Here is a 24,818-nt window from a genome sequence, read left to right as displayed (position 1 = left end):
GGAACCAAACCATGAGTAAAGTACAAGAAATTGTATCATTAATCGAAAAAGCGCAAGAGGTTAAGCAGACGTCTACATACAAATATCGCCAATTCCAAGACGACTACGTCGTGAAAAAGGCGCAAATAAAACGCAAGTATTCTTCAGATGAAGCAGCAGAGGTATCGGACTACTTTGGCAAAGTAAAGGCACGCGAACTCTTGTTATCATTGCGCTCACAGAAACGAGAATACACCGAATCCCTATTACAAGCTAAGCAGTTAGCTGAGCGATTAATTCATGCTAAGGTCCCGAAGGTGGACGCAGAGAAACAGGAGCGATTCGAAAAATGCCTTACTGAATTGAGAACGGAAATTTTACTTGCGAATCCTAAAACCGCTAAAGACAAGCTGGCTGCGTTCATTCAGTCGATCGACGAGCCGGCATTTGCAACGCGAGTAAGAGATATATTTACGGATTTAGTTACACCGATTCTCCAAGCAGCCGGATCGGATGCGGGATCGTATAGGCAACAGCTTCTAGGTTTGTTCGAGGGAGTGAAAACGTCGACATTATCTGAGGAAGCGCAAGAGGCGATTGAACTTCTGGGGGTAAGTGAGGAGCTACTGCAAACGCGGACGTTTAACCTTGCAATCGAGACTGCAATCGGACAGAACTTCGGTCCGCGGATTTCATCGTTCGTAAATCGACCGGATGAGTATTTTGCGAATAATCCGGACGAAGATGCGCCTGTTATCCCTGAGGAGACAGGGTTTATTTTCGAGGACCCTATTGCCCGTATACCTAAAGCGAGCCCGCAAAATTCGCGACCAACGATGTCGATGCAGTCACCAAGAACTATTAGACAATAACCGAAAAGAGGATGAGTATGAGAGTATCTACAAGTAACGCGGTAACAACGATTGATCAAGATGAGATAGTGGTAGCATTGTCAGCGGGCGTTGATCTAGAAGCGGCAACGTGGACGTATCCGGATGGAACGACGCTCGATATTCGCGGTATGAGACCGAATCTAGGCGCACTCAGCTCGCTTTATTTAAAAGCGGAGTCTAGTAAACAGCCGATCGATGCGGCGGCCTACGTGAAGCATAAGGCGAGGATTATCGCGTCATTTAACAAGCGTGATCAAACAGGCGCCAGATACGAATAGAAACGTGAGGAGTCGGCGGGTTACCGCTGGCTTCTTTTATTTAAACGGAGAGGTGATCAAATTGAAAAATAACACGGAGTTAACCGACCATCAATGGGAGCTCATTGAGAAGGCCGGTCGTATTAACGAAATTATTGCGCAAATAACGGAGCGATGCGAGCTCGGAGACTTCCGGTTTGAAACGAGGCATCCGGATGACCACGCGCAGTATCAGAGTATTGCTGGCGAGTTCCGAACGTCAGGGATCCCGCAATTATCACGTCTAGCCTTCCGCATGGACCGCGTGCTATTGGAGCTAACAGAAACCGATAAGACGTTCGCACAGTACGTGCCAGGCAAGCCAGTACCACGCCATGCTCGCAAGCAGATCGATCTAATGGCGCGGGCTTTTCAAAACCTAGTAAGCGCGTGTGAAGCGCTACCGATCGGAAAGGGGAGATGACCTATCGCATTTGATTTAATAGCGCGTCTACGATTAATCGATAATATGACGCCAACTGCGACAAAAGCAATCGGAAAAATGGCTAGCCTCGGGGCGAAAATCACCAGAGTAAGTGCGGCGGTTGGCGCATTAACGGCGGGGCTTGGAACCGCTGCGATAGCGACAAAATCGTTCAGTAAAGCGCTCGATTTCGAAGCAGAAATGTCGACGATTAAAGCTTTAACCGGCGCCAGTACAGCTCAAATGGCACAAATGGAAGAGCTCGCACTCACCATGGGAAGTAAAACGAAATACTCCGCGCTTCAAGCTGCGGCCGGTATAGAAGAGTTGCTTAAAGCAGGTTTAACGCCGGCAACAGTGCAGACTGGCGGACTTGAAGCGGCCCTTAATCTCGCGACAGCGGGCGGAATAGAACTAGCGAACGCAGCTGAGATTATGTCGACAGCTCTTAACGCATATAAGAAGGACGGGATATCTGCCGCTGAAGCATCGAATATTCTCGCCGGGACTGCAAATGCCTCTGCAACAGGTGTCGAGGATTTGCGTACGTCACTGGCGGCTGTATCCGCAGTTGCGGCAGGATTCGGTATGACGTTCAAAGATACGAATGCGGCGATGGGATTATTCGCTAATAACGGATTCAAGGGCTCCGATGCCGGTACGTCGCTGAAAACGATGCTCCAAAACTTGCAGCCTGGTACGAAAGAACAAATCGCACTATTCGATAAACTCGGTATCACGACGAAGGGCGCCGGTAATAAGTTTTTCACGGCGAGCGGGAAGATTGAGTCACTCGCTAACGTTGCGGAAACATTGCGCAAGTCACTCGGAAAAATGAATGAGATGCAGCGTCAAGCGGCATTAGAGGCGATGTTTGGAACGGATGCAATACGAGCCGGTAATATTCTTTACGAAGAGGGCGCTGATGGCGTTAAGAAATTCTATGACGAAATGAGCAACGTAACTGCGCTCCAAGTCGCTACGGAGAAGATGAACAACGGTAAAGGTGCGATCGAGCAGTTTAAAGGAGCACTGGAAACGTTGCAGATAAAAGCTGTCAAACCGTTACTGCCTGCAATTAAGACGACGTTTAATGCGCTAGGTGATTACGTGAACAATAAGACTCCGCAGATTACGGCTGCTATGGAGACGGCTACCACAAAAGCTTCGAAGTGGATTAACGACACATTCAAGAATAACCAAGCTTTCCGAGATATGTCGTTCTCCGCTAAGATTGACTTCGCTTTTGAAGAGATAGATAAAGCGTATCAAAAATGGTATGCAACCGGTGGGAAGACTTCTATCGAGAGTACCGCAGAGAAAATAACCTCTTTTCTTGGTGAAAAGCTCGGAGTACTAGCAGGCCCTCTAGCAGACGCAGGAATTAAACTGGGTAGCGCAATAGGTGAGGGAGTAATCCAAGGCCTGGATGGGATGCTGACAAAACACCCATTGCTGTCAGGACTTGTAGCTGGAACCGCAGCACCTGTTCCTATTCAAGGTAAAGCAATAGTCGCTGCAACTATTGCTGCACAGGGTTACTCGAATCAGGCTCGCGATGCATTTAATAATAGCGGAATTCCCGAGTTTGCGACTGATTTCACAGCTAAGATGACTACCGTCCCAGGAATGAAGCAGTTAAATAACGCTTGGAATAAGATTCTCGGTATTCCGAAAGCAATTCTCGGCGACGATGGGCTAACCAAGGTTAACGGAGGACTCGGAAGATTCTTCGGGATCAAATCACCGGAACCTAGCGGATACGCCGGAGGTCTGAGCAGGGTAGGTTATAATCGTATGCCCGCACTCCTTCACCGCGATGAAATGGTCCTCGATAAGGCTTCTGCAGATGACTACCGAGCTAACAGAGGCGGCTCAGGCGGAAACGTCACGGTAACCGGAAACACGTTTAATATCCGCAATGAATCCGATATTGACGCAATCGCGAAGGCCATCGCAACGCAGGCATGGCAGCAAAGGGGGATGACGAGATGACGGAAACTCTAGATGATATACGCAAGCGAACCGAAGAGTTGAGAGAGCGACTAACGAAAGCACGCTTAGAAAACGGTCAATCAGCGGAGCCTCCGGAGGATTTCGTACCGCTACCGTTATCGATCATACTAGCTGAGCGGCTGAAACCGTTTGAACCAATCGCAATCAAGTATGCCGGTATCATCGCGGAGGGACGCCTAATTTCAATTGATATGTCGAAGCTCGTAGAGTATCGAAAGACTGCGGAATTATTACGTATGTCGGTTGGATTCGAAACGGGACTGTACGCAGGTATGGTAAATAGGATACTCCGCCAAATGGACGAAGTTAATAGCGCGATAGAGAGCGGTAATATCGAAGCTATTCACGTAGGAGAAGTGTTGCGTTTGCTACATTTCTCGATAAAGATGATGCGCGGTCATGATCCGATCGATGACGCTTACAACTCGACCATAAACGTTAGCTATTCGAACCAGATAACACTAGCTGAAGCTGAGATTGAACGCCTTAAAGCGGATACAGAAGCGTTCGAAGCAGAATTAACCGCAGCTTGGGCGCACTATGAGACGATAAAACACGAAATTTAGACGGAGGGGATACGTATGGGTAAGCGAAGGAGCGTATTAGAGGCGCAAATTACCGCTCAACAGCGGAAAGCGGCTGATTTAATGGCGGAGAACGAATGGGCCGGTATCGTTGAAGGCGTAGAAAAGAAGACGATGCAGCAAATCGCGGAGGAGGTAGGCGTTAGCAGGCGGACACTTTACGAATGGAAAGATAAAGAGGAGTTCGGAGAGTATCTGAATTACATATCAGACATACAGTTTAGCGCGATGAGGCCAGTGGCGAACGCGTCTGTTATGCGATTGATTAAGGCTGGTAGCGTAAAGGCACTCGATTTATTCTACCGTCGCCATAGTTTGCTCACGAATGTTACCGAAATTAAGGATTCACGCGAATCTGACGCACCAAAACGTAAGACAGACGATGAAATTCGTCAAGATATCGCTGATTTAGACGCGATGATGAACGGATAAGCGTGCAATAAACTAAGCGCCAGTATAACGCCTAAAAACGTTGTGCTGGCGCTATTTTTTGTTTAACGGAGATATGCGCAATAATGCACAGAAACGCGACTCAGTACGTTGTGATTCTATGTGAATTAGCGAGATTTACCGGGTGGAGGCTCCGGATGGACGTGCGCCTGTAACTCGGGGGGGGCGTGCATAAACGCTGCATACCGATCGCCTGGCGCTAAATGAAGAACCGCGTAACGACGGGCTATTCGCGTTAATGCATACGGGTGCATAAATATCCGTATGAAAAAGATATCCACACGTACCCTCGAAAGTCACGCCGCGTAAGGGATCTCCGCCACATCTACGAATGAAAGCACATCGATATGATTAACAATCAGCTAGGTACGCGTATGAATACCGTATGCATACTCCGTGACCCCCCAAGGCCATACGCCAATACCCCGCCAGCAGGCCCGCGAACATACCGCAAAATAAAATTTACTCGGGGGTTATTTCCATTCGTTGAATCATATCGCGCGAATATGGTATTATAATAGTAGAAACAAACTCAATAAGCGTAGAAGTAACGGAATCAGTCCGATATGTGATCGTAAGCAAATCGTTGTATACAGCGGGTTTATAATATAATATACGGAAGAATGTGACTCGAAATCAGTTAGGCGTCGCGAGGCGTGCGTGGGTTCGACTCCCACTCTTTCCGTACTAGAACAATCAGATGAAAGCCGTTTATATCCTTCGGGGATATGGGCGGCTTTTTTATTGCCGTGTTTCGACATCATGGTATTGGTTTATATGAAAGAGAGGGATAAAAACTAAAGATCCGAAGCAACCTAACAGTTAGGTCATGGAAAACAGCTACATAGGAGGACGAGATAAATGAAGAAATGGATACTGGCCCTTGCAATACTTACTGTGGTGGCCTCAGGCTGCTCTAAGAAGGATGATTCGTCGACTGTTAGTCCATCAGCGGGAGTGACGGTACAGCCCTCAGGAGGGGCTTCTGCGACGCCTAGTGGGACGACCACTGGAGGGGCTGTGACAGCGACGCCTACGAGTACACCAAAGGGAACTACCGGTGGTGGAACAGGTGGTGGAACAGCAGAGACACCTTCAACGATAACGAAGGAGCAAATTGAGAAAATCACCTTGACGAGTACCTACGATGATCTGGTTAAGCAGACGGGATCCAAGGGGAAACTCGTGAAAGAGGAAAATGGTAAACGAACCTATGAATTTGCGATCTCTAATCAAGCAGGGTATTATGCGGAAATCGTCTATTTTAACGATGGGAAGATTTCAGAGAAGCGTGTGTTTCAGAAGTAGAGGATACAGGTAAAGGTGAAAGAAAGGAACACTTCTCATTAAACTGAGAGGTGTTCCTTTCTTTTCATATAGAAGAACTACATTCGCTTGCCGCCTTTTTTGTGCCATTTGCGATTATGATTGCTTGTTGCCGGAAAGGTGTCCCCTTTACGAAGGGTAACAGTCTTGGGATTGTTAATCCCCATATGGAAGGCATTCTCGCCAATTTCCATATATTCACCGTCGTTAGGAACATGATCGCCTTCATTAAAATGTGTCCATTCACCCACGATTGAATCACCTCTTTGTAAGAATAACAATCATAGTTAGCATGCCCGCAAGAAAGGGAAGCATGTACCTGCTGGGCTTCCAGCTTCCACCTGTGCGAAGCTTGTGATAAAAACTTGTAATTTGCCGCATGATTTGCTATAGTATTCAGGTGCGAGTTTTGAATAAGAATCCTCGCTCCTTGCTCCTTCGCTTGCCTAGCAAGTTAGAATAGGAGCCGCTTAGTCCAAAAGGAGGTGAAATACATGCGCAAATATGAATTGATGTACATCATTCGTACTGACGTTGAGCAAGAAGTTGTTCAATCTACGGTAGAAAAATTTCAAGGCATCATCTCGAACGGTGGGGGAGAAATCTCCAAACATGACCTGATGGGTAAACGCCGTCTTGCGTATGAGATCAAGAAGTTCCGTGACGGGCACTACGTGCTTGTACACTTCAACGCAGAACCTGCTGTTGTAACTGAACTTGATCGCGTACTTAAGATTTCGGACGAAGTTATTCGTCACTTAATCGTAAACGACGTAGCTTAATCAATGCCAGTATTTTCGTCAGGAGGGTTATTCCATGTTGAACCGTGTCATTCTTATCGGTCGATTGACCAGAGATCCAGAACTTCGTTATACACCAGCTGGGGTAGCAGTTACCCAATTCACACTTGCTGTAGACCGTCCTTTCACGAGCGGTGGCTCGAAAGAACGTGAAGCGGACTTTATCAATATCGTCACGTGGAGGCAGCTTGCCGAAACATGCGCGAATTACTTGCGTAAAGGTCGTTTAACAGCAGTTGAAGGACGCATTCAAGTGCGTAACTACGACAACAATGAAGGAAAACGTGTTTACGTGACCGAAATTATTGCCGACAATGTACGTTTCCTTGAATCTAGCGGCGGCGGGAATCGCGAAGAGGGCGGATCCTCTAATGCAAATGCAGGCGGCTATAGCGGCGGCGGAAGCAGCAATCGTGGCGGTGGATCGCGCGAGCAGCAGGATCCTTTCATAGATGACGGAAAACCGATCGATATTTCCGATGATGATTTGCCATTTTAAACGTAGAAAGGACTGAAGAGACACAATGGCTTTCCAAAAAAGAGACAACAATGGTGATGATCGTGCTGATCGCAAATTTGCTCCTCGTGGCAAAGGCGGTAAAGGCAAACGCCGTAAGGTTTGTTACTTCACTGTAAACAAAATCAAGCATATTGATTATAAAGATATCGAGACTCTTAAAAAGTTCATCAGTGAGCGCGGGAAGATTCTTCCTAGACGTGTAACTGGAACTTCCGCTAAGTACCAACGTGCTTTGACGATCGCTATCAAGCGTTCCCGTACAATCGCGTTGCTTCCTTACACAACGGAATAGGTTTCGGAATAAAGAGCAATCGGGCAACCGGTTGCTCTTTTTATTTAAGGCGAGCCCCTGCGGGCTCGCTTTTTTGTGTTTGCTTTCTTTAGCCGCAACCAGACCCGAGGACATCTAGATTAATAATAACTATAAATCAAGCTAATATTCTGCTTACATACAACCTGCATACTGAGGATAAGAACAAGCTTTCACCAATAGAAGGGAGATAGGAACCATGCAAACTGTACAGCTTGATGAAAAGAAGAACGTAACGATCTTTGAGGATCAGCTAGTGGCCACAGAGAAACGCCCTTGGTTTGGGAGCATGCCTAGTCAACTGGGAGAAGACTTTTCGTTTGTTGTGATGGGGGACCGTTGCGGGATGGCGACGGAGGGGGTTTTTGAGAAGGCGCTGGACATGGTGAAGGATTTGAAGCCTGATTTTGTCTTAGCGGTTGGTGATTTGATTGAAGGGTATTGGAACAACGCCGCGGACACCCATCAAGAATGGGATGACATTGACGGCAAAATTGCAGCGATGGGTTTACCTTTCTTTCCGGTCATCGGCAATCACGACTATGGCAATCTAACGATGGCAGAGGTATGGCGCGAGCGCAGAGGCTTGGACTACTACGCGTTTCGTGTAGGGGATACACTCTTCCTTTCTTTAAATACGGAGCATACACCGGATGAGTTCTCGGATGCATTTATCGACCTTATCAAACGGATAACAGCGGACGTGAAACGCGAACCTGAACGCGCCAAAGAACACATGAGTGCTTTTGTTGATGAACTGAAAGGGCAACTTTCACCTGAGGAACTACAAGGTTTTGGCAAGATAAAAGTGAGTCTTGGTGAGGAGCAACTTGCTTACTTTAGACGCGTATTGGCCAACAATGCAGATGCGAAATGGACGTTCGTCAACATGCATAAGCCAGCTTGGAAATCAGATAGCGAAGAATACCAAGAGCTGATTCAAATGCTAGGGAAGCGCTCCTATACCATTTTTGCTGGGCATTTGCATGCGATGGAGTATTCTCGAAAAGGTAATGCGGAGTTCATTCAGCTAGGTAGAACCGGTGGTCTTGCACATGGGGATGGAACGAATCCAAGTGACGAGAATGTCGTGTTATGGGTAACTATGCGCGGAGGCATTCCTACATACCGAGTTATCCATCTTGATGGTATCAATGACTTGACAGCGTATCAGCCTCATCAACACGTTCACGGGGAGAGTGTATAACAATGGCGACGAAGGAACCGATTTTCTTCATTCATTTAACAGACATACATATTAGCGCACCTGGAAAGAAACCATTGTTCGGCCTCGACATGTCAGATAAGTTGCGCGCTGCTTGTACTGACATTCGCTCATTGGAGACGAAATCATCATTTGTGGTGATTAGCGGTGATTTGACACATGATGGGGATTTGGAAGACTATCGTTTTCTTAGAAAGCTACTGGACGAAGAAGAAGCACTTCTCGGCATTCCAATACATGTCGCGTTAGGCAATCATGATTTCCGCGAGCCATTTCGCGAAGGTTTCCTAGAGGAAGAGCCATCGAACGAGTCCTATTATTATAGCTTCATGGCCGATGGCCTCCGTATCGTGATGTTAAATACACAAGTACCAGGTACCCATGGTGGTAGACTAGATGACGTGCAGCTCGCATGGCTTAAGCAAGTGCTGGCTGAGCCGGCACCATCCGGAACGATTATTGTGCACCATCATCCAGTTGTGAAGACACCTACGGTATTGATGGATGATCATCTATTGGAAAATCCGCAGGATTTGGCGAGAGTCATCGATGGCAGCGACGTGATTGGCTTATTGTCGGGGCACATTCATTATCATAATGTCGGTACGTTAAATGGCATTTTGTGCGCAGCTGCAGATGGACTTGCTTTCGGTCTAGATCCGTCAGCTTCGACGAACATGCGATTCATCGATCGATCCGGTTACAACTTGATCACGGTGAAGAACGGACAAATGAGCGTACAACCCATGACCCTGCCTGGCGAGCAGCGCTTACTCTATGAACTGAATGTATCCAAGATTCATGCTGAGGCCTAATCCTACCTATAGATCGATAATAAGAAGGAGCTGTGACATGTCACGAGCCAAAACAAAGATCATGATGTTGCTTTCATTAACTGTACTGGTAACAGCTGCATGTGGAAACGGCAAGGAGAGTGCATCAACTGGGCCGGTTACGATTTCTTTCTATAGCTACAACTTAGCGATCGCTAGTCAAAAGGAAGGCACTCAGCAGCTGATTACGGAATTCGAGGCAGCGCATCCGAACATCAAAATCGATGCGATTCCGGTTACATCCACGGAAATTAATACGAAGGTACAGGCAGATATCGCGGCGGGTTCGCGACCTGACGTTGCACAGCTCGTATTCGATGGCTTGGATTATGCCGTTCAAAACTATAATGCGAAGGCATTGGAAGATATTGTGCCTGCTGATGAGCTGAAGAAGAACTTCGAAGGCTTCTCGCCAAATGGACTAAAATTAGGACAATTGAAAGGCAAAACTTACGGACTTCCTTTTACATTCAGTACACCGGTCCTATTCTATAACGCAAAGCTATTCAAGGATGCGGGTCTTGATCCAGAAAACCCTCCGAAAACGTGGGAGGAAGTGAAGACCTATGCGCTGCAGATTGCTGCTAAAACGAAAGCTTCTGGTGTTCATTTGGGCGGTTCTGCCGGAGCGGACTGGATTGTCCAGGCATTGATCGGCAGCAACGGTGGCAAGGTTCTATCGGATGATCGTAAAACGATCCAGTTCGGTGAGCCCGCAGCGATTGGTGCGATTAAGATGTGGCAGGATCTCGTTCAAAGTGGCGCAAGCGACAAGATGAACGACACAGAAGTGATTCAAGCATTTAGCGAATCGAAGGTTGGGATGCTGCTGTATACAAGCGCTTTACAGAGCGCATTGCTCAGCGCTTCAAAAGCTGGAGGCTGGGACCTGAAAGCCGTACAAATGCCATCTTTCGGAAGTAAACCTACTACACCGGTAAACTCAGGTAGTGCCTTGTTCGTGTTATCTGATGATAAAGCGAAACAGCAAGCAGCGTGGGAATTCCTCAAGTTTGTTACAAGTGAGCGGGGCTATACAATCATTACGTCCAAAATCGGTTACTTGCCGCTTCGCCCAGCAATTGTTGATGATCCGAAGTATTTGAAGGACTGGGTGGCAGCCAATCCGCTGGTGAAGCCGAATCTAGAGCAGCTTACTCGCTTGCAGCCTTGGGTATCCTATCCAGGTTCCAAATGGAGCCAAATTGAGACGATCTTGCTCGAAGGTGTGCAGAAATCGATTCAAGGTTCAGGTGATAGCACATCCATTATGCAAGATGCCCAGAAACGTGCACAATCACTAATGCCATAAGTGGCGTGAAGACAGGAGGTGGTTACATCCTTCTGTCTTCAACCATGAATCGGTCAGTCGATGATCACTGAGTGACCGTTCTAGACATTCAGGAGGGATACCATGAATAGCAACGCCATTACGAGGACGATTTCTAAGGCTCGTCCGAAGTCGGTGCAGAAGGTAAATAAACCGTTCCCCTATAAAAAGTTAATTCCTTATTTATATTTGTTGCCGGTTATGATTTCGATTGGTTTCTGGATCTATCGTCCTTTAATCGAGACCTTTCAGCTCAGTTTCTACGAGTGGAACATGCTGCCTACATCACCGAAGGAATTCATGGGATTGGATAACTTCGAGAAGCTAATTACACTGCCTGAGATGAGTAGAGCCCTATTGAACACCTTGTTTTACACGGTGGGCGTTATGCCATTTTCGCTGCTTTTACCGCTGCTTATTGCGATTTCCACGGACAACATCGGGCAACGCACTCGCAATGCGTATCGTGCGTTAATTTTCGTACCTATGATCATGGCACCTGTTGCGGTATCGGCCGTGTGGAACTGGATTATGAATCCGATGGGCGGCATTCTCAATAAACCGTTGCAGGCTGTGCTGCATATCCAGGAACCGATACGTTTCTTCTCCGACGAAAGGTGGGCGATCTGGTCGATAACGTTCATCACGGGTTGGAAGCTGCTCAGCTTCAGTACCCTGATTTTCTCGGCAGCGATGACGGGGATCAACAAAGATTATATCGAAGCCGCTAGAATCGATCGGGCGAATCGTTGGCAAATTATTTGGCACGTGCTGCTACCGCTTTTGTCACCTACGATTATGTTTATGGCGATGCTAAGTACGTTATTTGCTGCAGAATGGAGCTTCTCATATGTCAATGTATTGACGCAGGGAGGACCATTAAATTCAACAACAAACATCTATTACTTGCTATGGACGTACGGGTTCAAAACGTTCTCCGTAGGTTGGAGCTCAGCGGCCGCTGTATGTGTGTTTATTGGTTCTGGACTTATTTCATTGGCCTTCATGAAACTCTCAAAAAAGGTCTCGTTTTACGATAATTGAAGGAGGATCAGCATGAAGAATCCGCGATTGAATGGATCCCGCAGCGCAACCGTCGGTAAACATACTGTGTTGATATTGCTAAGCTTTCTTGCTATTTTCCCATTCTACTGGATGTTAAACACATCCTTTAAACCAGCAGGTGAAGTGTACTCCACGTCACTGCTTCCAACGCACTGGACGCTCGATAACTACGTGCAGGCATGGCATGCCATTCCTATGGCTCGTATGATGACGAATTCAATTATTGTTGCTATTAGTCAAACAGCAGCCCAATTGCTCACAAGCATTCTGGCGGCTTATGCGTTCACGCGTTGGGATTTCCGTGGAAAAGGTTTCCTCTATGGATTAATTTCATTGACATGGCTGGTTCCGTTTCAGGTCATCATGATTCCTAACTATGTAGTCATTAGTGGTTGGGGGCTACGGAATTCCTTGATGGGGTTAATCATCCCTAACATCGTATCCGCATTCGCGGTGCTCCAGCTGTACAACACGTTCAAATCGTTTCCGCGAACGTTAATTGAAGCCGCTCATTTGGACGGTGCATCGGACTGGAGCGTGCTGTGGCGGACGATTTTCCCGAATCTACGTGCCTCCATTGCCTCTATAGGTGTGCTATTATTTATTTCCTCTTGGAACGACTACTTCTGGCCGTTGCTGGTCACGAACAAACCAGAACATGCGACACTCCAAATCGGGTTGCAGTCGTTTATGTCCACAGATGCTAATCTGTGGGGACCGATGATGGCGGCGACAACCCTGGCAAGCTTGCCGATTTTATTGCTTTATTTTATGCTTCAGCGTCAAATTATCGATTCGTTCGTCAAAGGCGGTTTACGTTAATGAGTTCATTATTCACACAGCAAGGGCATCTGCTTCAAACGAAAAGCGTGGCTAAGCCATCGCTAGAAAAGAAAGCCTATCAAGAAATTCGAAATCACATTATTCATGCGAATTATTTACCTGGTACCCTTTTATCAGAGAATGAATTGGCAGATCAACTGAACATGAGTCGAACGCCGATACGGGCGGCTATCTCTTTATTAGAGCAAGAAGGTTTCGTAGAATCAATACGGGGCAGGGGCGTTTTTGTTAAAAATATTTCGTTCAAAGAGTTTTGCGATATGTTTGAGGTGTTAGTTTCTATGCAGATTTATGCGCTCGATATTGCTGATAAACGAGGACTTTCTTTTGACTTGGCGTCGTTACGAGGCCATTTGGATCGTCAAATTCAAGCGGCAGACGACGGTGACCACTGGCTCTATTATGAAAGTTCGTTGTTGTTTATAGAGACGATTCTAACCACAGTTCACAATCAGAACATGATGCAGATTCTGGAGCAAATAAAAGGTAAATATATGTGCAAAGTTGTTTCTTATCGAACAATGAATCCGCAGTCGCTATCCAATCCGAGACAAGGGAGAAGGATCAACTCTCGCATTTATGAGTCTCTTCTTCAAGGGAACATTCAGGATGCAAAAGAAGCCATTTATGAAGTGAATGAGATCTTGCATCAGCAATTGAAGCAATTCGATATTTGATAAGGTTACTAGCTCGTTATGCGCTATCTATACAAAATTTGAATAAAGGCGGATGAATACTCATGACGACACATATGGCTAATGAGCAACGCGTTCTACAAGTTGAAGGCGCATATAACTTGCGTGATCTTGGAGGCTATAAGACGAAGGACGGGCGGATGACGCGTTGGGGTGTATTATTTCGAGCGGATGGCTTGCACATACTTAGTACGGATAGCCAACAAGATTTGGTAAATAGAGGTGTACGGACAATTATTGATTTGCGAAATGCGCATGAGCTTGAGGAAAAGAAAAACGTGTTCGCAGATTCCGAACAAGTGAGCTATCACAATGTAAGTTTGATCAATCCGGCAACTTCGAGTCTTACACAAATTCGTAGTTTGGGCGATTTATATATAAATTTGATTGAAACTTCAAAGGTCGAGCTGTTGCGTGTTTTCAGTTTATTAGCAGAGGGAAGTATGCACGGAAGTCTCTTCCATTGCGCGGCAGGTAAAGACCGGACTGGTGTCGTTTCAGCCCTATTGTTAGACCTTGCAAATGTTCCACATGGAACAATTTTGGAAGACTATGTGCTAACGAATGCCTGTATTACGCCAATTATGGATGAACTGCGTAAGGGGAAACCCGCGAATGTACCCGATGACATATATGAAAGCTTCCTAGGGTGTGATCCCGTTTATATGTCGGATCTGTTATCTCACTTGGAACTTCGGTACGGCAATGCAGAGCGGTATCTACTAACGATTGGAATATCGGAAGAGCAGATCCAAGCACTGAAGGAGCAATTAATAACAAATTGAGGGAGTAATTTGGATCCCCATTTCCATGCTATTTTTCCTAAAAGAATACAATTCCCAAACAGGGCAGCTGTCTAGATCAGCTGTCTTTTTTTACGGCATCAGAGAGCGCGATTAGAGGCTTTCTTTTCTAGTACCTTTTTGTGGTATAATTGATCAATATCGTTTCTGCTGAGATGAGGAGTGATGACGGTTGCTGAATAGGGATAAAGAAGTTGACCTAGCCAGACGGGCCAAAGTCATTGAGTGGCTCAAAACAGAAGTCGTAGATCATGTAGCTCACTTGCTCAAAGGCATGTGGGAAGGTAGTCATGTAAAGATGGTCGATGGATTAGCCAGTTTGATTTCGAGCGGTTATATTTTAGGCCGAAGACTGGGGATTTCTTATCGCAGTTTGGACGAAGCTATTGTTGAGAAAATGAAGAAGCACCGCCAAGAGGGCCATCAACTTGAGGACTGGTACGGCGACATTTCATCGCTCGAAGAACATTTACGTAAGAGGTGAGCCCGGTTGGGGAATCGAAGTTGGCAGAGTGTCATTTGGAGCGTTGTTATGATTATTTCATTGCTATCGCTGATGACACCATTTATTATTTTTACATGTAGTTTTTTGTTAGTACCAGTTCTTATGTTATACGTCAAAACAAGTACGAAGCGTTTCGTCATTAGTTATGTACTCAGTCTGCTCGTTATCTACATACTTACCCAGTGGATAGGTCTCTATTTAATAACAATTGCGTTGTTCATACTACCCCCTGTGTTAGTGATGGGGAACTTGTACAAACGTAAAGCGGCAGCAAGATCCGTATTAACTGCGGGTATCGTTACCGTCTTGGCAGAGTCGTTATTAAGCCTGCTTCTGGGCTTTGCTTTAGGTCTTGACCCGGTTACTAAGTTCAAGCAATTCATGATAGATAGTATTGCAACGATGCCGAGTAGCATTCAGGATATTTTACCTAAAGATCAGGACTGGTACGTTGGATTCATCGTGCAAGTGATACCGTTGTATTTGATTTTTGTGGCGTTGTTCATTACTTTTGTGACACATGGTGTAACGCGGTGGTTCTTGAACAAAACAGGAGAAGGTATCCCTGGTCTACGCCCGATGAGAGAATGGAAACTGCAAAGATCACTTGTCTGGATCTATTTAGTGGCTTTTGTTTTAGATTTATTCTCAAAGCCCGATGCAAGATCACTCATTTCAACACTGCTGATGAATGCGATGCCGCTATTGATGCTCGTATTCGCAGTTCAAGCGATAGGCTTTCTGTTCTTTGTGGCGCATGCGAATAAATGGAAACCGATTCTGCCCATTGTGGCCATTATCATTCTGATCTTTATGCCGCCACTCTTTATTGTGTATAGCTTGTTAGGGGTATTTGATGTTGCGTTTCCAATCCGTGAACGGTTCAAGAAAAATTTATAGGATTAGGAGCTAGTTCGAATGCCGAAGTTCCTTTTGAAGCGGTGGCACGGTCAACATATTGTGTGGATGTTCGTTCTGCTCATCGCCTTGACAGCCATTATCTATATGTTCAAATGGTGGCTGGGCCTAACGGCTTTCTTACTCTGCGGAGTAATGGCGTATTTTACGCTGCAAGCGGAGACAGCTTTTCGTCGAGAATTGAATACGTACGTCGGTACGATAACCCATCGGGTGAAGAAAGCCGGCAATGAAGTCATGAGCGGGCTGCCCATCGGCATTATTTTATATAATGAAGAGAAACGCATAGAGTGGCACAATCCTTTTGTAGCGAAAATGCTAGGGCAAGACTCGGTCATTGGTGAGTCGCTCTTTGATTATTTCCCCGATCTCAAGAATAAGAAAGACAAGGCCGAAACGCTGGAGCTGAAAGTTGGCCAATTTATTTATCAAGTCTGGTCCAAACCGGAGGAGAGACTCCTCTATCTGCGTGAGATTACGGAGCAAGCCCTGCTGGCGAAGAAATACGAAGATAGTAAAACGGCGATTGGCATCGTGATGATGGATAATTTGGAAGAAGCGACCCAAGGATTAGATGATCAGGCGCGCAGCCTTATGCTGGCCAAGGTCACTGGTGAAATTACCGAATGGGCTCAGAAGAATCAGCTATATTTACGCCGGACATCCTCAGATCGCTTCCTAATCCTGATGGATCAGAAAGCGTTGCGTCAATTAGAGCAAACACGCTTTGAACTTCTAGACGATGTTCGCGATCTCACGATTGAGAACAAGCTGCCTTTAACTCTTAGTATCGGGATTGCGTCAGGAGCTGAACAGCTCACTGAACTTGGTCAAATGGCACAAATGGGGCTGGACATGTCGCTCGGCCGCGGTGGTGATCAGGTAACGGTGAAGGTCGGACAGCGTCTGTCTTTCTACGGTGGGAGAACGAACGCAGTCGAGAAACGTACGCGGGTTAGAGCTCGGGTGATCTCACATGCGCTGCGCGATCTCATGAAAGATAGTGACAAGGTCATCATCATGGGCCATCGCTTTGCAGATATGGATTCCATCGGCGCTGCGATTGGCGTGCTCAAGGCTGTCCAAGTCGTCGGCAAAGAAGGCTATATTGTGCTGGAGGGCGTGAATCCTGCGATCCAGAAGGTGATGGAGACGATTTCTGCAGATGAACGGCTGCATCGTTGGTTCATTACGCCTGAGCAGGGCATGCAGATTACGACGCAGCGAACACTTGCCGTTGTTGTGGATACACACAAGGCATCCATGGTCGCTGAGCCTAAGCTGCTACAGCTGACACACAGGGTCGTCGTGGTCGATCACCATCGTAGGAGTGAGGAGTTCATCCATGACGCTACACTCGTCTATATGGAGCCGTACGCGTCCTCTACGTGTGAGCTAGTGACCGAGCTGCTGCAGTATATCAACGAGAAGCTATCGATGGAGGTTCTAGAGGCCACGATGCTGCTTGCAGGGATTGTTGTAGATACGAAGAGTTTCAGTCTTCGGACAGGTGCTAGAACCTTCGAAGCCGCGTCGTACCTGCGACGCAATGGGGCAGATTCAGCTCTCATTCAGAAGTTATTGAAGGAAGATTTGGATTCTTATATTGAGCGTTCCGAGATTATTAAGCACACAGAAACTATCTATGAACACGTGGCTTTGGCAGTCGCTGAGCCATCACGTAAATATTCTCAGTTGATGATCGCGCAAGTTGCTGATACATTGTTAAATATGACGAATATTATGGCTTCCTTCGTAATTGCCGAACGACCGGATGGATTAATTGGGATCAGCGCGAGATCGCTTGGCCAAATGAACGTCCAAGTTGTGATGGAGCGTCTGGGCGGCGGCGGGCATTTAACGAATGCAGCGACGCAAACAGATTGCACATTAGAAGAAGCAACGAACCGCTTAAAACAAGTACTAGCCGATATGCAGGAAGAGGAGGGACTTTTCGAATGAAAGTAATTTTACTCAAAGACGTTAAAGGCCAAGGTAAGAAGGGCGAAGTGAAGGAAGTATCCGAAGGGTACGCACAGAATTTCCTAATCGCACAAGGACTTGCAGCTCCAGCTACTCAGGGCACAGTCAAAGTGTTAGATAATCAAAAGAAAGCCGAGCAACGCCGCAAGGATCAAGAGAAGGCAGATGCACAGGCGTTAGGCGAGAAGCTTAGTGAAATGACCGTTCAAATTAAAGCGAAGTCTGGCGAAGGTGGTCGTTTGTTCGGAGCTATTCCTAGTAAGCAGATTGCAGAAGTACTTGAGAAGCAGTATAAAATCGTGATCGACAAGCGTAAAATTGTGCTGGAAGAGCCGATTCGTACCCTAGGTGTAACGAAAGTTCCGGTTAAGCTGCATGCGGAAGTAACGGCAAGTTTGAACGTTCAAGTAACGGAAGAGAAGTAAGCTTAAGGCCATAGAATAGAGCCATTTAAATAACAAGAAGTAAAGAATGAGAGTCCCAGTCTGGGGCTCTTCTCTCTTGTAGACACAATCTAGTAAAAAACTATTAATGTGAAAATGAAAGGCGGGCACAGTAGCATGAGCAACGGAGATAATATGTTTGTGGATCGTGTTCCGCCTCAAAATATAGAAGCTGAGCAAGCCGTCTTAGGTGCGATTTTAATTAACGCGGATGCGTTGATTACCGCGATGGAGCGGATATCTAGCGATGATTTCTATCGCGGCGCTCATCAGCGAATATTCGAGGCGATTGTTGAGCTGGCGGAAGATCAAGAACCTGTTGATCTCATTACACTTACAGCACTTCTTCAAAACAAGCAGCAGCTTGAGGAGATCGGCGGCGTAACGTACTTATCTGAGCTGGCGAACGCCGTACCAACCGCTGCCAATATCGATTATTACGCGGCGATCGTCGAAGAGAAGTCGATGCTTCGCCGATTAATTCGGACAGCGACCCAGATCGTAACCAATGGCTATGCCAATGAGGATGATGTTGGGGCGATGCTCAGCGAGGCGGAGGCGAAGATCCTCGAGATTTCGCAGCGCCGGAGTTCCAGCGGTTTCGTCGTCATTCGCGACGTTCTCATGGAAGTGTTCGAGAAGGTCGAGTCGCTCTACTCGAACAAAGGCGGGTCAACAGGAATCCCGTCTGGATTCCTTGACCTAGACAAGATGACGTCTGGCTTCCAACGCTCAGACTTAATTATTCTAGCGGCGCGGCCATCTGTAGGAAAGACTGCCTTTGCCCTGAACGTGGCGCAGAATGTCGGCGTCCGAGCCAAAGAGACCGTCGCCATCTTCTCGCTCGAGATGGGTGCCGCACAGCTCGTACAACGTATGGTCTGCGCCGAGGCTAACGTCGATGCGAACCGCATGCGGACAGGTTATCTCGAAGGCGACGACTGGGAGAAACTGACGATGGCGATCGGAGCTTTGTCGGAAGCGAATATTTTTATCGATGATACCCCGACGATTACGGTTGCGGATATCCGGGCGAAGTGCCGTCGGTTGCAGCAAGAAAAAGGGCTCGGTATGATTCTCATCGACTACTTGCAGCTGATTGCCGGCCGTGGTGGTAAAGGCGGAGACAACCGTCAGCAGGAGGTCTCTGAGATCTCTCGTACGTTGAAGCAGATTGCCCGTGAGCTGAATGTACCGGTCATTGCGCTCTCGCAGCTGAGCCGGGGCGTTGAGCAGCGGCAGGACAAGCGTCCGATGATGTCTGACCTTCGGGAATCGGGTTCCATTGAGCAAGATGCCGACATCGTAGCGTTCCTCTACCGGGACGATTACTACGATAAGGAATCCGAGAAGAAGAACATTATCGAGATTATTATTGCCAAACAGCGGAATGGTCCCGTAGGCACTGTCGAGCTGGCCTTCCTGAAACAATTCAATAAATTCGTGAATATGGATCGCAGTCATCAAGAAGCAGCAGCCGGGCAGTATTGACGGCTGTTTTTTTGTTTGTAGATGGGGCAGGTGCTCCCCTGTGGAAGACCGTGTACACCCGTGTACACCCGTCTACACCCATGACGCCACAGAAATAACTGTATTTTATGTAGCTAAATCTGGAGAATTTCAGTGCTTAGTCCATTTAACTGTAAGTCATGTAGCTAATTCCTTAGCATTTCACTCTTTTGAGCGAAACCGCTGGAAATAACAACCTGTTATCCAGCTAAATCCTCTTTTCAGCAACATTTCTCGATAATAACTGTAGTATTTCCATTTAATGCTGAGCAGCGTGTTAGTTGGAGTGTGAGACGGATGATGTAGAGGGAGTTGGGAGGAGTTGGTTGTGGGCGGAATCTGCGAAAGCGATGTAATAATGATGAAAAACATCGTTACAGCTGAATGTCTAAGCCTAAATGCTCTGTTACACACACTATAAGCAAGAAAAACAACGTCGTTACAGCTAAGGTCTAACTGATGCTAAACACACTTCCAGCGCGAGATCCAGAAAGTGCGTGCTTTTTCTCCAGCAGCAGACATAAAAAATGCCCTCAAGAGGAATCTTATGGGGAACAGATTGTATATGAAATTGGCAAAGCCAGAGGTTTTCCTTCTTTAAGCGGCAGCAACGAAATAGTTTGCGTAATTTCCGAACAATTATACAGGCACCCCTATAATCGTTCGTTTTTCATTGACTTTGGCATGGGGGACTGCTAAACTAAAGACGGTGAAAAAACCTTGATCGACTAACCGGCTTAAGGCAGGTAACTCGAAATAAGGTCGTTTTTTCATGCCGAAGGGTGGGTTTCCTTCCTGCAGATCACTGCCGAAAGAGACCAGATTTTCCTTTGCGGTGAGTAAGTGAGAGTTAGCTCTCTTGTCTGTTGCCGCGCGTAGCAGTGAATAGAGGTAGTTGCATCACCAGAATCGCCAGAGGGAAAGTGCAATGGACGCTGAACGCTTTAGCGCTTTAATGAAGTCCAACTTTCCTCTGTGGTCTTACAGCCATAACAGGCTCATTATGGGTGACTTGTCACCGTACGGAGGTAAGTGCATATGTCAACGGTTGTTGTTGTCGGTACGCAATGGGGAGATGAAGGGAAAGGTAAAATCACGGATTTCTTAGCGGAATCTGCTGAGGTTGTTGCGCGTTACCAAGGTGGTAACAATGCAGGCCATACGATCATTATTAGCGGGAAAAAGTACAAGCTAACGATGATTCCTTCCGGTATTTTTTACAGAGATAAAGCTTGTGTGATCGGGAATGGGATGGTTATTAATCCGGCTGCACTCATTGAAGAAATTAATTACATTCATGATAATGGTTTTACAACAACGAACCTGAATATCAGTGATCGCGCGCATGTCATTATGCCGTATCATTTGTTGCTTGACGGTCTGGAAGAAGATCGCAAAGGTGATAGCAAAATCGGTACGACCCGCAAAGGGATCGGCCCTTGTTATATGGATAAAGCAGCACGTAACGGTATTCGTATCGCGGATTTGATGGACGCTGAAGAGTTCGAATTGAAGCTTCGTCGTATCGTTGCTGAGAAAAACGTGTTGATCGAGCAAGTTTACGGTTCGACAGGTCTTGATGTGGAGCCAATCCTTAAAGAATACCTGGCATATGCAGAAATCATTCGTCCATACGTGAAAGATACGTCCGTAATTCTTAACGAATATATCGATCAAGGCCGCAGAGTGTTGTTCGAAGGCGCACAAGGCGTTATGTTGGATATCGACCAAGGGACATACCCGTATGTTACTTCTTCCAACCCAACAGCTGGCGGTGTGTGTATCGGTTCAGGCGTAGGCCCGACGAAGATTCACAACATCATCGGTGTTGCGAAAGCTTATACAACACGTGTCGGCGACGGTCCTTTCCCAACGGAATTGGATAATGAAATCGGCGCTTGGATTCGTGAAAAAGGTTTCGAGTACGGTACGGTAACAGGTCGTCCTCGTCGTGTTGGCTGGTTCGACAGTGTTGTCGTGCGTCACGCAAGACGCGTGAGCGGCATCACGGGCTTGTCCTTGAACTCCATCGACGTTCTGACAGGTCTAGAGACGGTCAAAATTTGCACAGGATACATGTACCGCGGTGAGTTGATTGAGCACTACCCAGCGAGCTTGAAAGCTATCTCCGAGTGCGAAGCGGTATACGAAGAGCTTCCAGGCTGGACAGAAGATGTCTCTGAAGCTCGTACGTTGAGTGATTTGCCAGAGAACGCAAGACACTATGTAGAGCGCGTATCTCAGCTTACAGGCATCCCAATCGCGATCTTCTCCGTAGGTCGTAACCGTGAGCAAACGAATTTGGTTCGTCCTATCTACGCTTAATTCATAGATAAGCTAAATAATCCTCTAGGCTGCATTCGCAGCTTAGGGGATTTTTCTTTTTGCCTACAGGGATATAATGGCAGGGTTTTCGTCCATACTGGGAGGAGAAGCATATCTACTGTGAGCAATGTTAGGAGTGATAGAAAGCGTATGAAACTATTAACTTGGTTAAGTAAAATCGTCATAAGTACCGTCCTTATTACATCAATTACGATGTTTACAACATGGTACGTGGTGAACATGTACGTGGAGGATATATTTCGACAATATCAGCTACCAGCGATGGGTAAAAAGATTCAATTTGGTGAATTTGCGTCAAGATTGGCGGGCGAGCTGAATATAGTTAAGGGGAAAGACGGGGGGAAGACGGCTGCGTCAGGAGAAACCCCAACGACGAAGCCTTCGCCAACTCCTAGTCCCAACCCGTCAGGGGCGTTTCCAAGCCCGAGTTCAAGTCCAAATCCGAATGATCAACAACCTGTAGGCGGAATTAGTTCGTCAAGCGGTGTAGACACATCGACTGCAAATCATGACGATGCGATAGCCGTGATGGGAAGCGCTCGAACGGAGGAGAGCGAGAAGAAGGAGCTTGTCATGTCCACAGAGGATTTTGCGAAAAAGAAAGAAGCCCTCTCGAGCGATGATAAAATGAAAATTTTCTCACTTGTCGTCGCTAAGTTGCCGCAGACCGAGGTGCAGACACTATCCGCGATCCTGGAAGATGGGATTACTACGCAAGAACTTGATGAAGTAAATGCAACACTTAAAAAATATTTAAGTGACAAAGAGCTTTCACAATTAACAGCTATATTAAATAAGTACTAGGCTCAGGGGAAGTTGCTGACCAATGGATTTATATCCGTAGCTTCCCTTCTAAGTTTCATGCCTTTTCGTCAATTCTCTTAACTTGCAGGCAAATCAGTTGGGATTTCGAACAAAAAAATAGACTTTTAGCGACTTCTTTTGGTGGTGGACACGAATCTATCACATGGTGATTGAGTATTTTGTTGAAATAGGCACGGAAAGTGTGTTAAATTTAACAAAAGAAAGACAACATAATGGATATTATGTCTAATCAAGGTTTATTTATGTATCTACGAGTTTTTACTCTAGGGATGCAAAACCGTTCAAAGGGAGAAGATCATGACAGGTTTCAGGGGAATGCGTTTTGTCATGGATCTCGTTAAGAGATTCACGCCTAAGCGAGAAAGCTTGACCGGAAATGAATCATTATCAGACAAGCAGCTAGAGGACGTTCAGCCAGTCGATGTTCAGACATCCACGACACTAACGGTAATCAAACGACATAAATGGTCTCTTGCAGTAGGCGTAGGTGTTATTGCACTTACGGGAGTGATTACGTTTACCGGACACGAGTATGTAGAAGCGGGCATGGATGAAGTGTATCATGTGATGCTGAACAATCAAGAAGTGGGTATCGTAAGTGATAATAAGATTATTGAAGAATATAAGAAGAACAAACCGTTAGATGTTCAGAAGGATTTTCCAGAAGTTCATGTCGTGCTCAAAACAGACGGTATCACCTACACGTCTGAAAGGGCTTACAATATGAAAACGGACGATTCTGCTGTTATTTCCTCCTTGAATCAATTGCTCATACCGCAACCTGTGGGTGTGGCACTGAAAGTGGATGGCAAGACGGTAGCGATTGTTAAGGATCAGGTAACAGCCGATCAGATTCTGAATCAAGTCAGCGAACCATTTACACCCAAAGCGAAAAATAGCGAAAAAGTAGCTGCCTTATCTGCCGGTCTAGGTGAGGATATCTCAACAGCACCATCCGAGCTTGAAAAGGTGGAATTCGTTCAAAAGATCGATAAAGAGGAAGTTCCTATCGATCCAACGGAGTTAGCAAAGCCAGAGGATGTCGTGAAGACCTTGCAAACTGGCAATGTTGCACCAGCGAAGTACACCGTTGTGGAAGGTGACTGTGTTTCTTGCATTGCGAAAAAATTAGGCATCACCAAGCAATTTATTTATGATAATAACCCAGGTATTCAAGATGATAAGCTTAAGATCGGGAATCAATTGGACGTTACCGTGCTGAAGCCAACACTTTCTGTGAAAACGACGGAGAAAATCGTAAAGAATCAAGAGATTCAATACGATACCGAGTATGTGAAAGACGATTCGATGCGCTTAGGCGTCGTCCAACCGATTTCGCCAGGAAAGAATGGGCTTAAGAAAGTAACCATTCAAGTGACGAAGGTCGATGGTTTAATGACCGAAGAGCAAGTCGTGAATGAAGAAATTATTGATCAACCTGTCACCGCTAAGGTGAAAAAAGGGACAAAAGTCATCAAGGGTGAAGGTACAGGGAAGTTCGCATGGCCTGTCATTTCACCTAGTATCTCAAGTACATTCGGTTATCGTTGGGGCAAGTTACATAAGGGCATCGACATCACAGGTAACAGAAATATTATGGCAGCAGATAATGGTAAAGTCATCGAGACAGGTTACAAGTCAGATTACGGCAATTATATTATAATTAACCATTTAAACGGATATGAAACACTTTATGGACATTTAAGCCAAATTACTACGAAGTCAGGCGCTATCGTTGAAAAAGGTGAAAAGATTGGCATTATGGGAAGTACAGGCGACTCTACTGGTGTGCATTTGCATTTTGAAGTACACAGCAGTGGCAACTTGGAAAATCCTTTGAAATATTTGAATCGTTAAGTAAAGTTAGAGGCAAGGTCGATCCGGACAACTCGGGGGC

General features: G+C 46.3%; 27 protein-coding genes. 25 read left to right on the top strand and 2 right to left on the bottom strand.

Annotation, left to right across the window (positions count from 1 at the left end; translation table 11 throughout):
- Positions 1–11 precede the first annotated feature (11 nt).
- The 7 genes from HQN88_RS23285 (at position 12) to HQN88_RS23255 (ending at position 5,950) form a co-directional block, all read left to right on the top strand.
- On the top strand, positions 12–851 hold the full coding sequence (locus tag HQN88_RS23285) for a hypothetical protein (RefSeq protein ID WP_173117017.1): 840 nt from the start codon (positions 12–14) through the stop codon (positions 849–851).
- A gap of 17 nt (positions 852–868) precedes the next feature.
- Positions 869–1,150 (top strand): hypothetical protein, encoded by a 282-nt coding sequence (locus HQN88_RS23280; protein WP_173117015.1) that lies wholly within the window; start codon positions 869–871, stop codon positions 1,148–1,150.
- Between the two features lie 61 nt (positions 1,151–1,211).
- Complete coding sequence (locus tag HQN88_RS23275) at positions 1,212–1,592, top strand: hypothetical protein (RefSeq protein WP_173117013.1); 381 nt, start codon at positions 1,212–1,214, stop codon at positions 1,590–1,592.
- Between the two features lie 45 nt (positions 1,593–1,637).
- Positions 1,638–3,587: a phage tail tape measure protein gene (locus HQN88_RS23270; RefSeq protein ID WP_173117011.1), complete on the top strand. Its 1,950-nt coding sequence runs from the start codon at positions 1,638–1,640 to the stop codon at positions 3,585–3,587.
- On the top strand, positions 3,584–4,174 hold the full coding sequence (locus tag HQN88_RS23265; RefSeq protein ID WP_173117009.1) for a hypothetical protein: 591 nt from the start codon (positions 3,584–3,586) through the stop codon (positions 4,172–4,174). Before HQN88_RS23270 ends, HQN88_RS23265 begins: the two co-directional genes overlap by 4 nt.
- A 15-nt stretch (positions 4,175–4,189) precedes the next feature.
- Positions 4,190–4,624: a phBC6A51 family helix-turn-helix protein gene (locus HQN88_RS23260; RefSeq protein WP_173117007.1), complete on the top strand. Its 435-nt coding sequence runs from the start codon at positions 4,190–4,192 to the stop codon at positions 4,622–4,624.
- A gap of 879 nt (positions 4,625–5,503) precedes the next feature.
- A complete protein-coding gene (locus HQN88_RS23255) occupies positions 5,504–5,950 on the top strand; it encodes a hypothetical protein (protein ID WP_173117005.1) in 447 nt (148 codons plus the stop codon).
- A 77-nt stretch (positions 5,951–6,027) separates the two neighbouring features.
- On the opposite strand, the gene HQN88_RS23250 is transcribed toward HQN88_RS23255, so the two are convergent.
- Positions 6,028–6,219 carry a YjzC family protein gene (locus tag HQN88_RS23250; RefSeq protein WP_028557224.1) on the bottom strand — a complete coding sequence of 64 codons (192 nt, stop codon included), beginning with the start codon at positions 6,217–6,219 and terminating at the stop codon, positions 6,028–6,030.
- A gap of 243 nt (positions 6,220–6,462) precedes the next feature.
- Between HQN88_RS23250 and rpsF the strand changes: the two genes are divergently transcribed.
- From rpsF to dnaB, 15 genes are all read left to right on the top strand, one after another.
- A complete protein-coding gene (gene rpsF / locus HQN88_RS23245; protein WP_056622648.1) occupies positions 6,463–6,750 on the top strand; it encodes a 30S ribosomal protein S6 in 288 nt (95 codons plus the stop codon).
- Between the two features lie 34 nt (positions 6,751–6,784).
- Positions 6,785–7,267: a single-stranded DNA-binding protein gene (gene ssb / locus HQN88_RS23240; protein WP_056622646.1), complete on the top strand. Its 483-nt coding sequence runs from the start codon at positions 6,785–6,787 to the stop codon at positions 7,265–7,267.
- 25 nt (positions 7,268–7,292) lie between these two features.
- The gene (gene rpsR / locus HQN88_RS23235) at positions 7,293–7,580 is read left to right on the top strand and encodes a 30S ribosomal protein S18 (protein ID WP_028557221.1); all 288 of its coding nucleotides are present in this window, start codon (positions 7,293–7,295) and stop codon (positions 7,578–7,580) included.
- 217 nt (positions 7,581–7,797) lie between these two features.
- Positions 7,798–8,805, top strand: a complete 1,008-nt coding sequence (locus HQN88_RS23230) for a metallophosphoesterase family protein (RefSeq protein ID WP_173117003.1) — start codon at positions 7,798–7,800, stop codon at positions 8,803–8,805.
- A gap of 2 nt (positions 8,806–8,807) precedes the next feature.
- Complete coding sequence (locus HQN88_RS23225; RefSeq protein ID WP_173117001.1) at positions 8,808–9,638, top strand: metallophosphoesterase family protein; 831 nt, start codon at positions 8,808–8,810, stop codon at positions 9,636–9,638.
- Positions 9,639–9,675: 37 nt separating this feature from the next.
- Positions 9,676–10,968: an ABC transporter substrate-binding protein gene (locus tag HQN88_RS23220; protein ID WP_173116999.1), complete on the top strand. Its 1,293-nt coding sequence runs from the start codon at positions 9,676–9,678 to the stop codon at positions 10,966–10,968.
- 102 nt (positions 10,969–11,070) lie between these two features.
- Entirely contained in the window at positions 11,071–12,030 is a 960-nt protein-coding gene (locus tag HQN88_RS23215) for a carbohydrate ABC transporter permease (RefSeq protein WP_216855797.1), read from the top strand.
- Positions 12,031–12,042: 12 nt separating this feature from the next.
- Entirely contained in the window at positions 12,043–12,873 is an 831-nt protein-coding gene (locus tag HQN88_RS23210; protein WP_173116997.1) for a carbohydrate ABC transporter permease, read from the top strand.
- Entirely contained in the window at positions 12,873–13,571 is a 699-nt protein-coding gene (locus HQN88_RS23205; protein ID WP_216855796.1) for a GntR family transcriptional regulator, read from the top strand. Before HQN88_RS23210 ends, HQN88_RS23205 begins: the two co-directional genes overlap by 1 nt.
- 62 nt (positions 13,572–13,633) lie before the next feature.
- A complete protein-coding gene (locus HQN88_RS23200) occupies positions 13,634–14,374 on the top strand; it encodes a tyrosine-protein phosphatase (RefSeq protein ID WP_173116995.1) in 741 nt (246 codons plus the stop codon).
- Positions 14,375–14,564: 190 nt separating this feature from the next.
- Entirely contained in the window at positions 14,565–14,876 is a 312-nt protein-coding gene (locus tag HQN88_RS23195) for a MazG-like family protein (protein ID WP_056622632.1), read from the top strand.
- A gap of 6 nt (positions 14,877–14,882) precedes the next feature.
- Entirely contained in the window at positions 14,883–15,797 is a 915-nt protein-coding gene (locus tag HQN88_RS23190) for a DUF2232 domain-containing protein (RefSeq protein WP_173116993.1), read from the top strand.
- 18 nt (positions 15,798–15,815) lie between these two features.
- The gene (locus HQN88_RS23185; RefSeq protein WP_173116991.1) at positions 15,816–17,777 is read left to right on the top strand and encodes a DHH family phosphoesterase; all 1,962 of its coding nucleotides are present in this window, start codon (positions 15,816–15,818) and stop codon (positions 17,775–17,777) included.
- Entirely contained in the window at positions 17,774–18,223 is a 450-nt protein-coding gene (gene rplI, locus HQN88_RS23180; RefSeq protein ID WP_056622624.1) for a 50S ribosomal protein L9, read from the top strand. Before HQN88_RS23185 ends, rplI begins: the two co-directional genes overlap by 4 nt.
- Positions 18,224–18,358: 135 nt before the next feature.
- Entirely contained in the window at positions 18,359–19,732 is a 1,374-nt protein-coding gene (dnaB, locus tag HQN88_RS23175; protein ID WP_173116989.1) for a replicative DNA helicase, read from the top strand.
- A 657-nt stretch (positions 19,733–20,389) separates the two neighbouring features.
- On the opposite strand, the gene HQN88_RS38155 is transcribed toward dnaB, so the two are convergent.
- On the bottom strand, positions 20,390–20,524 hold the full coding sequence (locus tag HQN88_RS38155; RefSeq protein ID WP_274319832.1) for a hypothetical protein: 135 nt from the start codon (positions 20,522–20,524) through the stop codon (positions 20,390–20,392).
- A 264-nt stretch (positions 20,525–20,788) separates the two neighbouring features.
- Between HQN88_RS38155 and HQN88_RS23170 the strand changes: the two genes are divergently transcribed.
- From HQN88_RS23170 to HQN88_RS23160, 3 genes are all read left to right on the top strand, one after another.
- Positions 20,789–22,075 (top strand): adenylosuccinate synthase, encoded by a 1,287-nt coding sequence (locus HQN88_RS23170; RefSeq protein WP_173116987.1) that lies wholly within the window; start codon positions 20,789–20,791, stop codon positions 22,073–22,075.
- 150 nt (positions 22,076–22,225) lie between these two features.
- Positions 22,226–22,900: a hypothetical protein gene (locus HQN88_RS23165; RefSeq protein WP_173116985.1), complete on the top strand. Its 675-nt coding sequence runs from the start codon at positions 22,226–22,228 to the stop codon at positions 22,898–22,900.
- A 318-nt stretch (positions 22,901–23,218) separates the two neighbouring features.
- Positions 23,219–24,778 (top strand): M23 family metallopeptidase, encoded by a 1,560-nt coding sequence (locus HQN88_RS23160; RefSeq protein WP_173116983.1) that lies wholly within the window; start codon positions 23,219–23,221, stop codon positions 24,776–24,778.
- Positions 24,779–24,818 lie beyond the last annotated feature (40 nt).

Origin of the sequence: Paenibacillus qinlingensis, from assembly GCF_013204845.1 — a bacterium.
Classification (GTDB): domain Bacteria; phylum Bacillota; class Bacilli; order Paenibacillales; family NBRC-103111; genus Paenibacillus_E; species Paenibacillus_E qinlingensis.
Note: the sequence above shows the minus strand (reverse complement) of the source record. Positions and strands in the feature narration are given on the sequence as shown.

Excerpts from the sequence above, each read along its gene's own strand:
- dnaB (WP_173116989.1), top strand. The coding sequence starts at position 18,359 with ATGAGCAACGGAGATAATATGTTTGTGGATCGTGTTCCGCCTCAAAAT.
- HQN88_RS38155 (WP_274319832.1), bottom strand. The coding sequence starts at position 20,524 with ATGAAAAAACGACCTTATTTCGAGTTACCTGCCTTAAGCCGGTTAGTC.
- HQN88_RS23160 (WP_173116983.1), top strand. The coding sequence starts at position 23,219 with ATGACAGGTTTCAGGGGAATGCGTTTTGTCATGGATCTCGTTAAGAGA.
- HQN88_RS23200 (WP_173116995.1), top strand. The coding sequence starts at position 13,634 with ATGACGACACATATGGCTAATGAGCAACGCGTTCTACAAGTTGAAGGC.
- HQN88_RS23165 (WP_173116985.1), top strand. The coding sequence starts at position 22,226 with ATGAAACTATTAACTTGGTTAAGTAAAATCGTCATAAGTACCGTCCTT.
- HQN88_RS23285 (WP_173117017.1), top strand. The coding sequence starts at position 12 with ATGAGTAAAGTACAAGAAATTGTATCATTAATCGAAAAAGCGCAAGAG.
- HQN88_RS23265 (WP_173117009.1), top strand. The coding sequence starts at position 3,584 with ATGACGGAAACTCTAGATGATATACGCAAGCGAACCGAAGAGTTGAGA.
- HQN88_RS23225 (WP_173117001.1), top strand. The coding sequence starts at position 8,808 with ATGGCGACGAAGGAACCGATTTTCTTCATTCATTTAACAGACATACAT.
- rpsR (WP_028557221.1), top strand. The coding sequence starts at position 7,293 with ATGGCTTTCCAAAAAAGAGACAACAATGGTGATGATCGTGCTGATCGC.
- rpsF (WP_056622648.1), top strand. The coding sequence starts at position 6,463 with ATGCGCAAATATGAATTGATGTACATCATTCGTACTGACGTTGAGCAA.
- HQN88_RS23210 (WP_173116997.1), top strand. The coding sequence starts at position 12,043 with ATGAAGAATCCGCGATTGAATGGATCCCGCAGCGCAACCGTCGGTAAA.
- HQN88_RS23230 (WP_173117003.1), top strand. The coding sequence starts at position 7,798 with ATGCAAACTGTACAGCTTGATGAAAAGAAGAACGTAACGATCTTTGAG.
- rplI (WP_056622624.1), top strand. The coding sequence starts at position 17,774 with ATGAAAGTAATTTTACTCAAAGACGTTAAAGGCCAAGGTAAGAAGGGC.
- HQN88_RS23260 (WP_173117007.1), top strand. The coding sequence starts at position 4,190 with ATGGGTAAGCGAAGGAGCGTATTAGAGGCGCAAATTACCGCTCAACAG.
- HQN88_RS23170 (WP_173116987.1), top strand. The coding sequence starts at position 20,789 with ATGTCAACGGTTGTTGTTGTCGGTACGCAATGGGGAGATGAAGGGAAA.
- HQN88_RS23215 (WP_216855797.1), top strand. The coding sequence starts at position 11,071 with ATGAATAGCAACGCCATTACGAGGACGATTTCTAAGGCTCGTCCGAAG.
- HQN88_RS23205 (WP_216855796.1), top strand. The coding sequence starts at position 12,873 with ATGAGTTCATTATTCACACAGCAAGGGCATCTGCTTCAAACGAAAAGC.
- HQN88_RS23280 (WP_173117015.1), top strand. The coding sequence starts at position 869 with ATGAGAGTATCTACAAGTAACGCGGTAACAACGATTGATCAAGATGAG.
- ssb (WP_056622646.1), top strand. The coding sequence starts at position 6,785 with ATGTTGAACCGTGTCATTCTTATCGGTCGATTGACCAGAGATCCAGAA.
- HQN88_RS23220 (WP_173116999.1), top strand. The coding sequence starts at position 9,676 with ATGTCACGAGCCAAAACAAAGATCATGATGTTGCTTTCATTAACTGTA.
- HQN88_RS23255 (WP_173117005.1), top strand. The coding sequence starts at position 5,504 with ATGAAGAAATGGATACTGGCCCTTGCAATACTTACTGTGGTGGCCTCA.
- HQN88_RS23185 (WP_173116991.1), top strand. The coding sequence starts at position 15,816 with ATGCCGAAGTTCCTTTTGAAGCGGTGGCACGGTCAACATATTGTGTGG.
- HQN88_RS23270 (WP_173117011.1), top strand. The coding sequence starts at position 1,638 with ATGACGCCAACTGCGACAAAAGCAATCGGAAAAATGGCTAGCCTCGGG.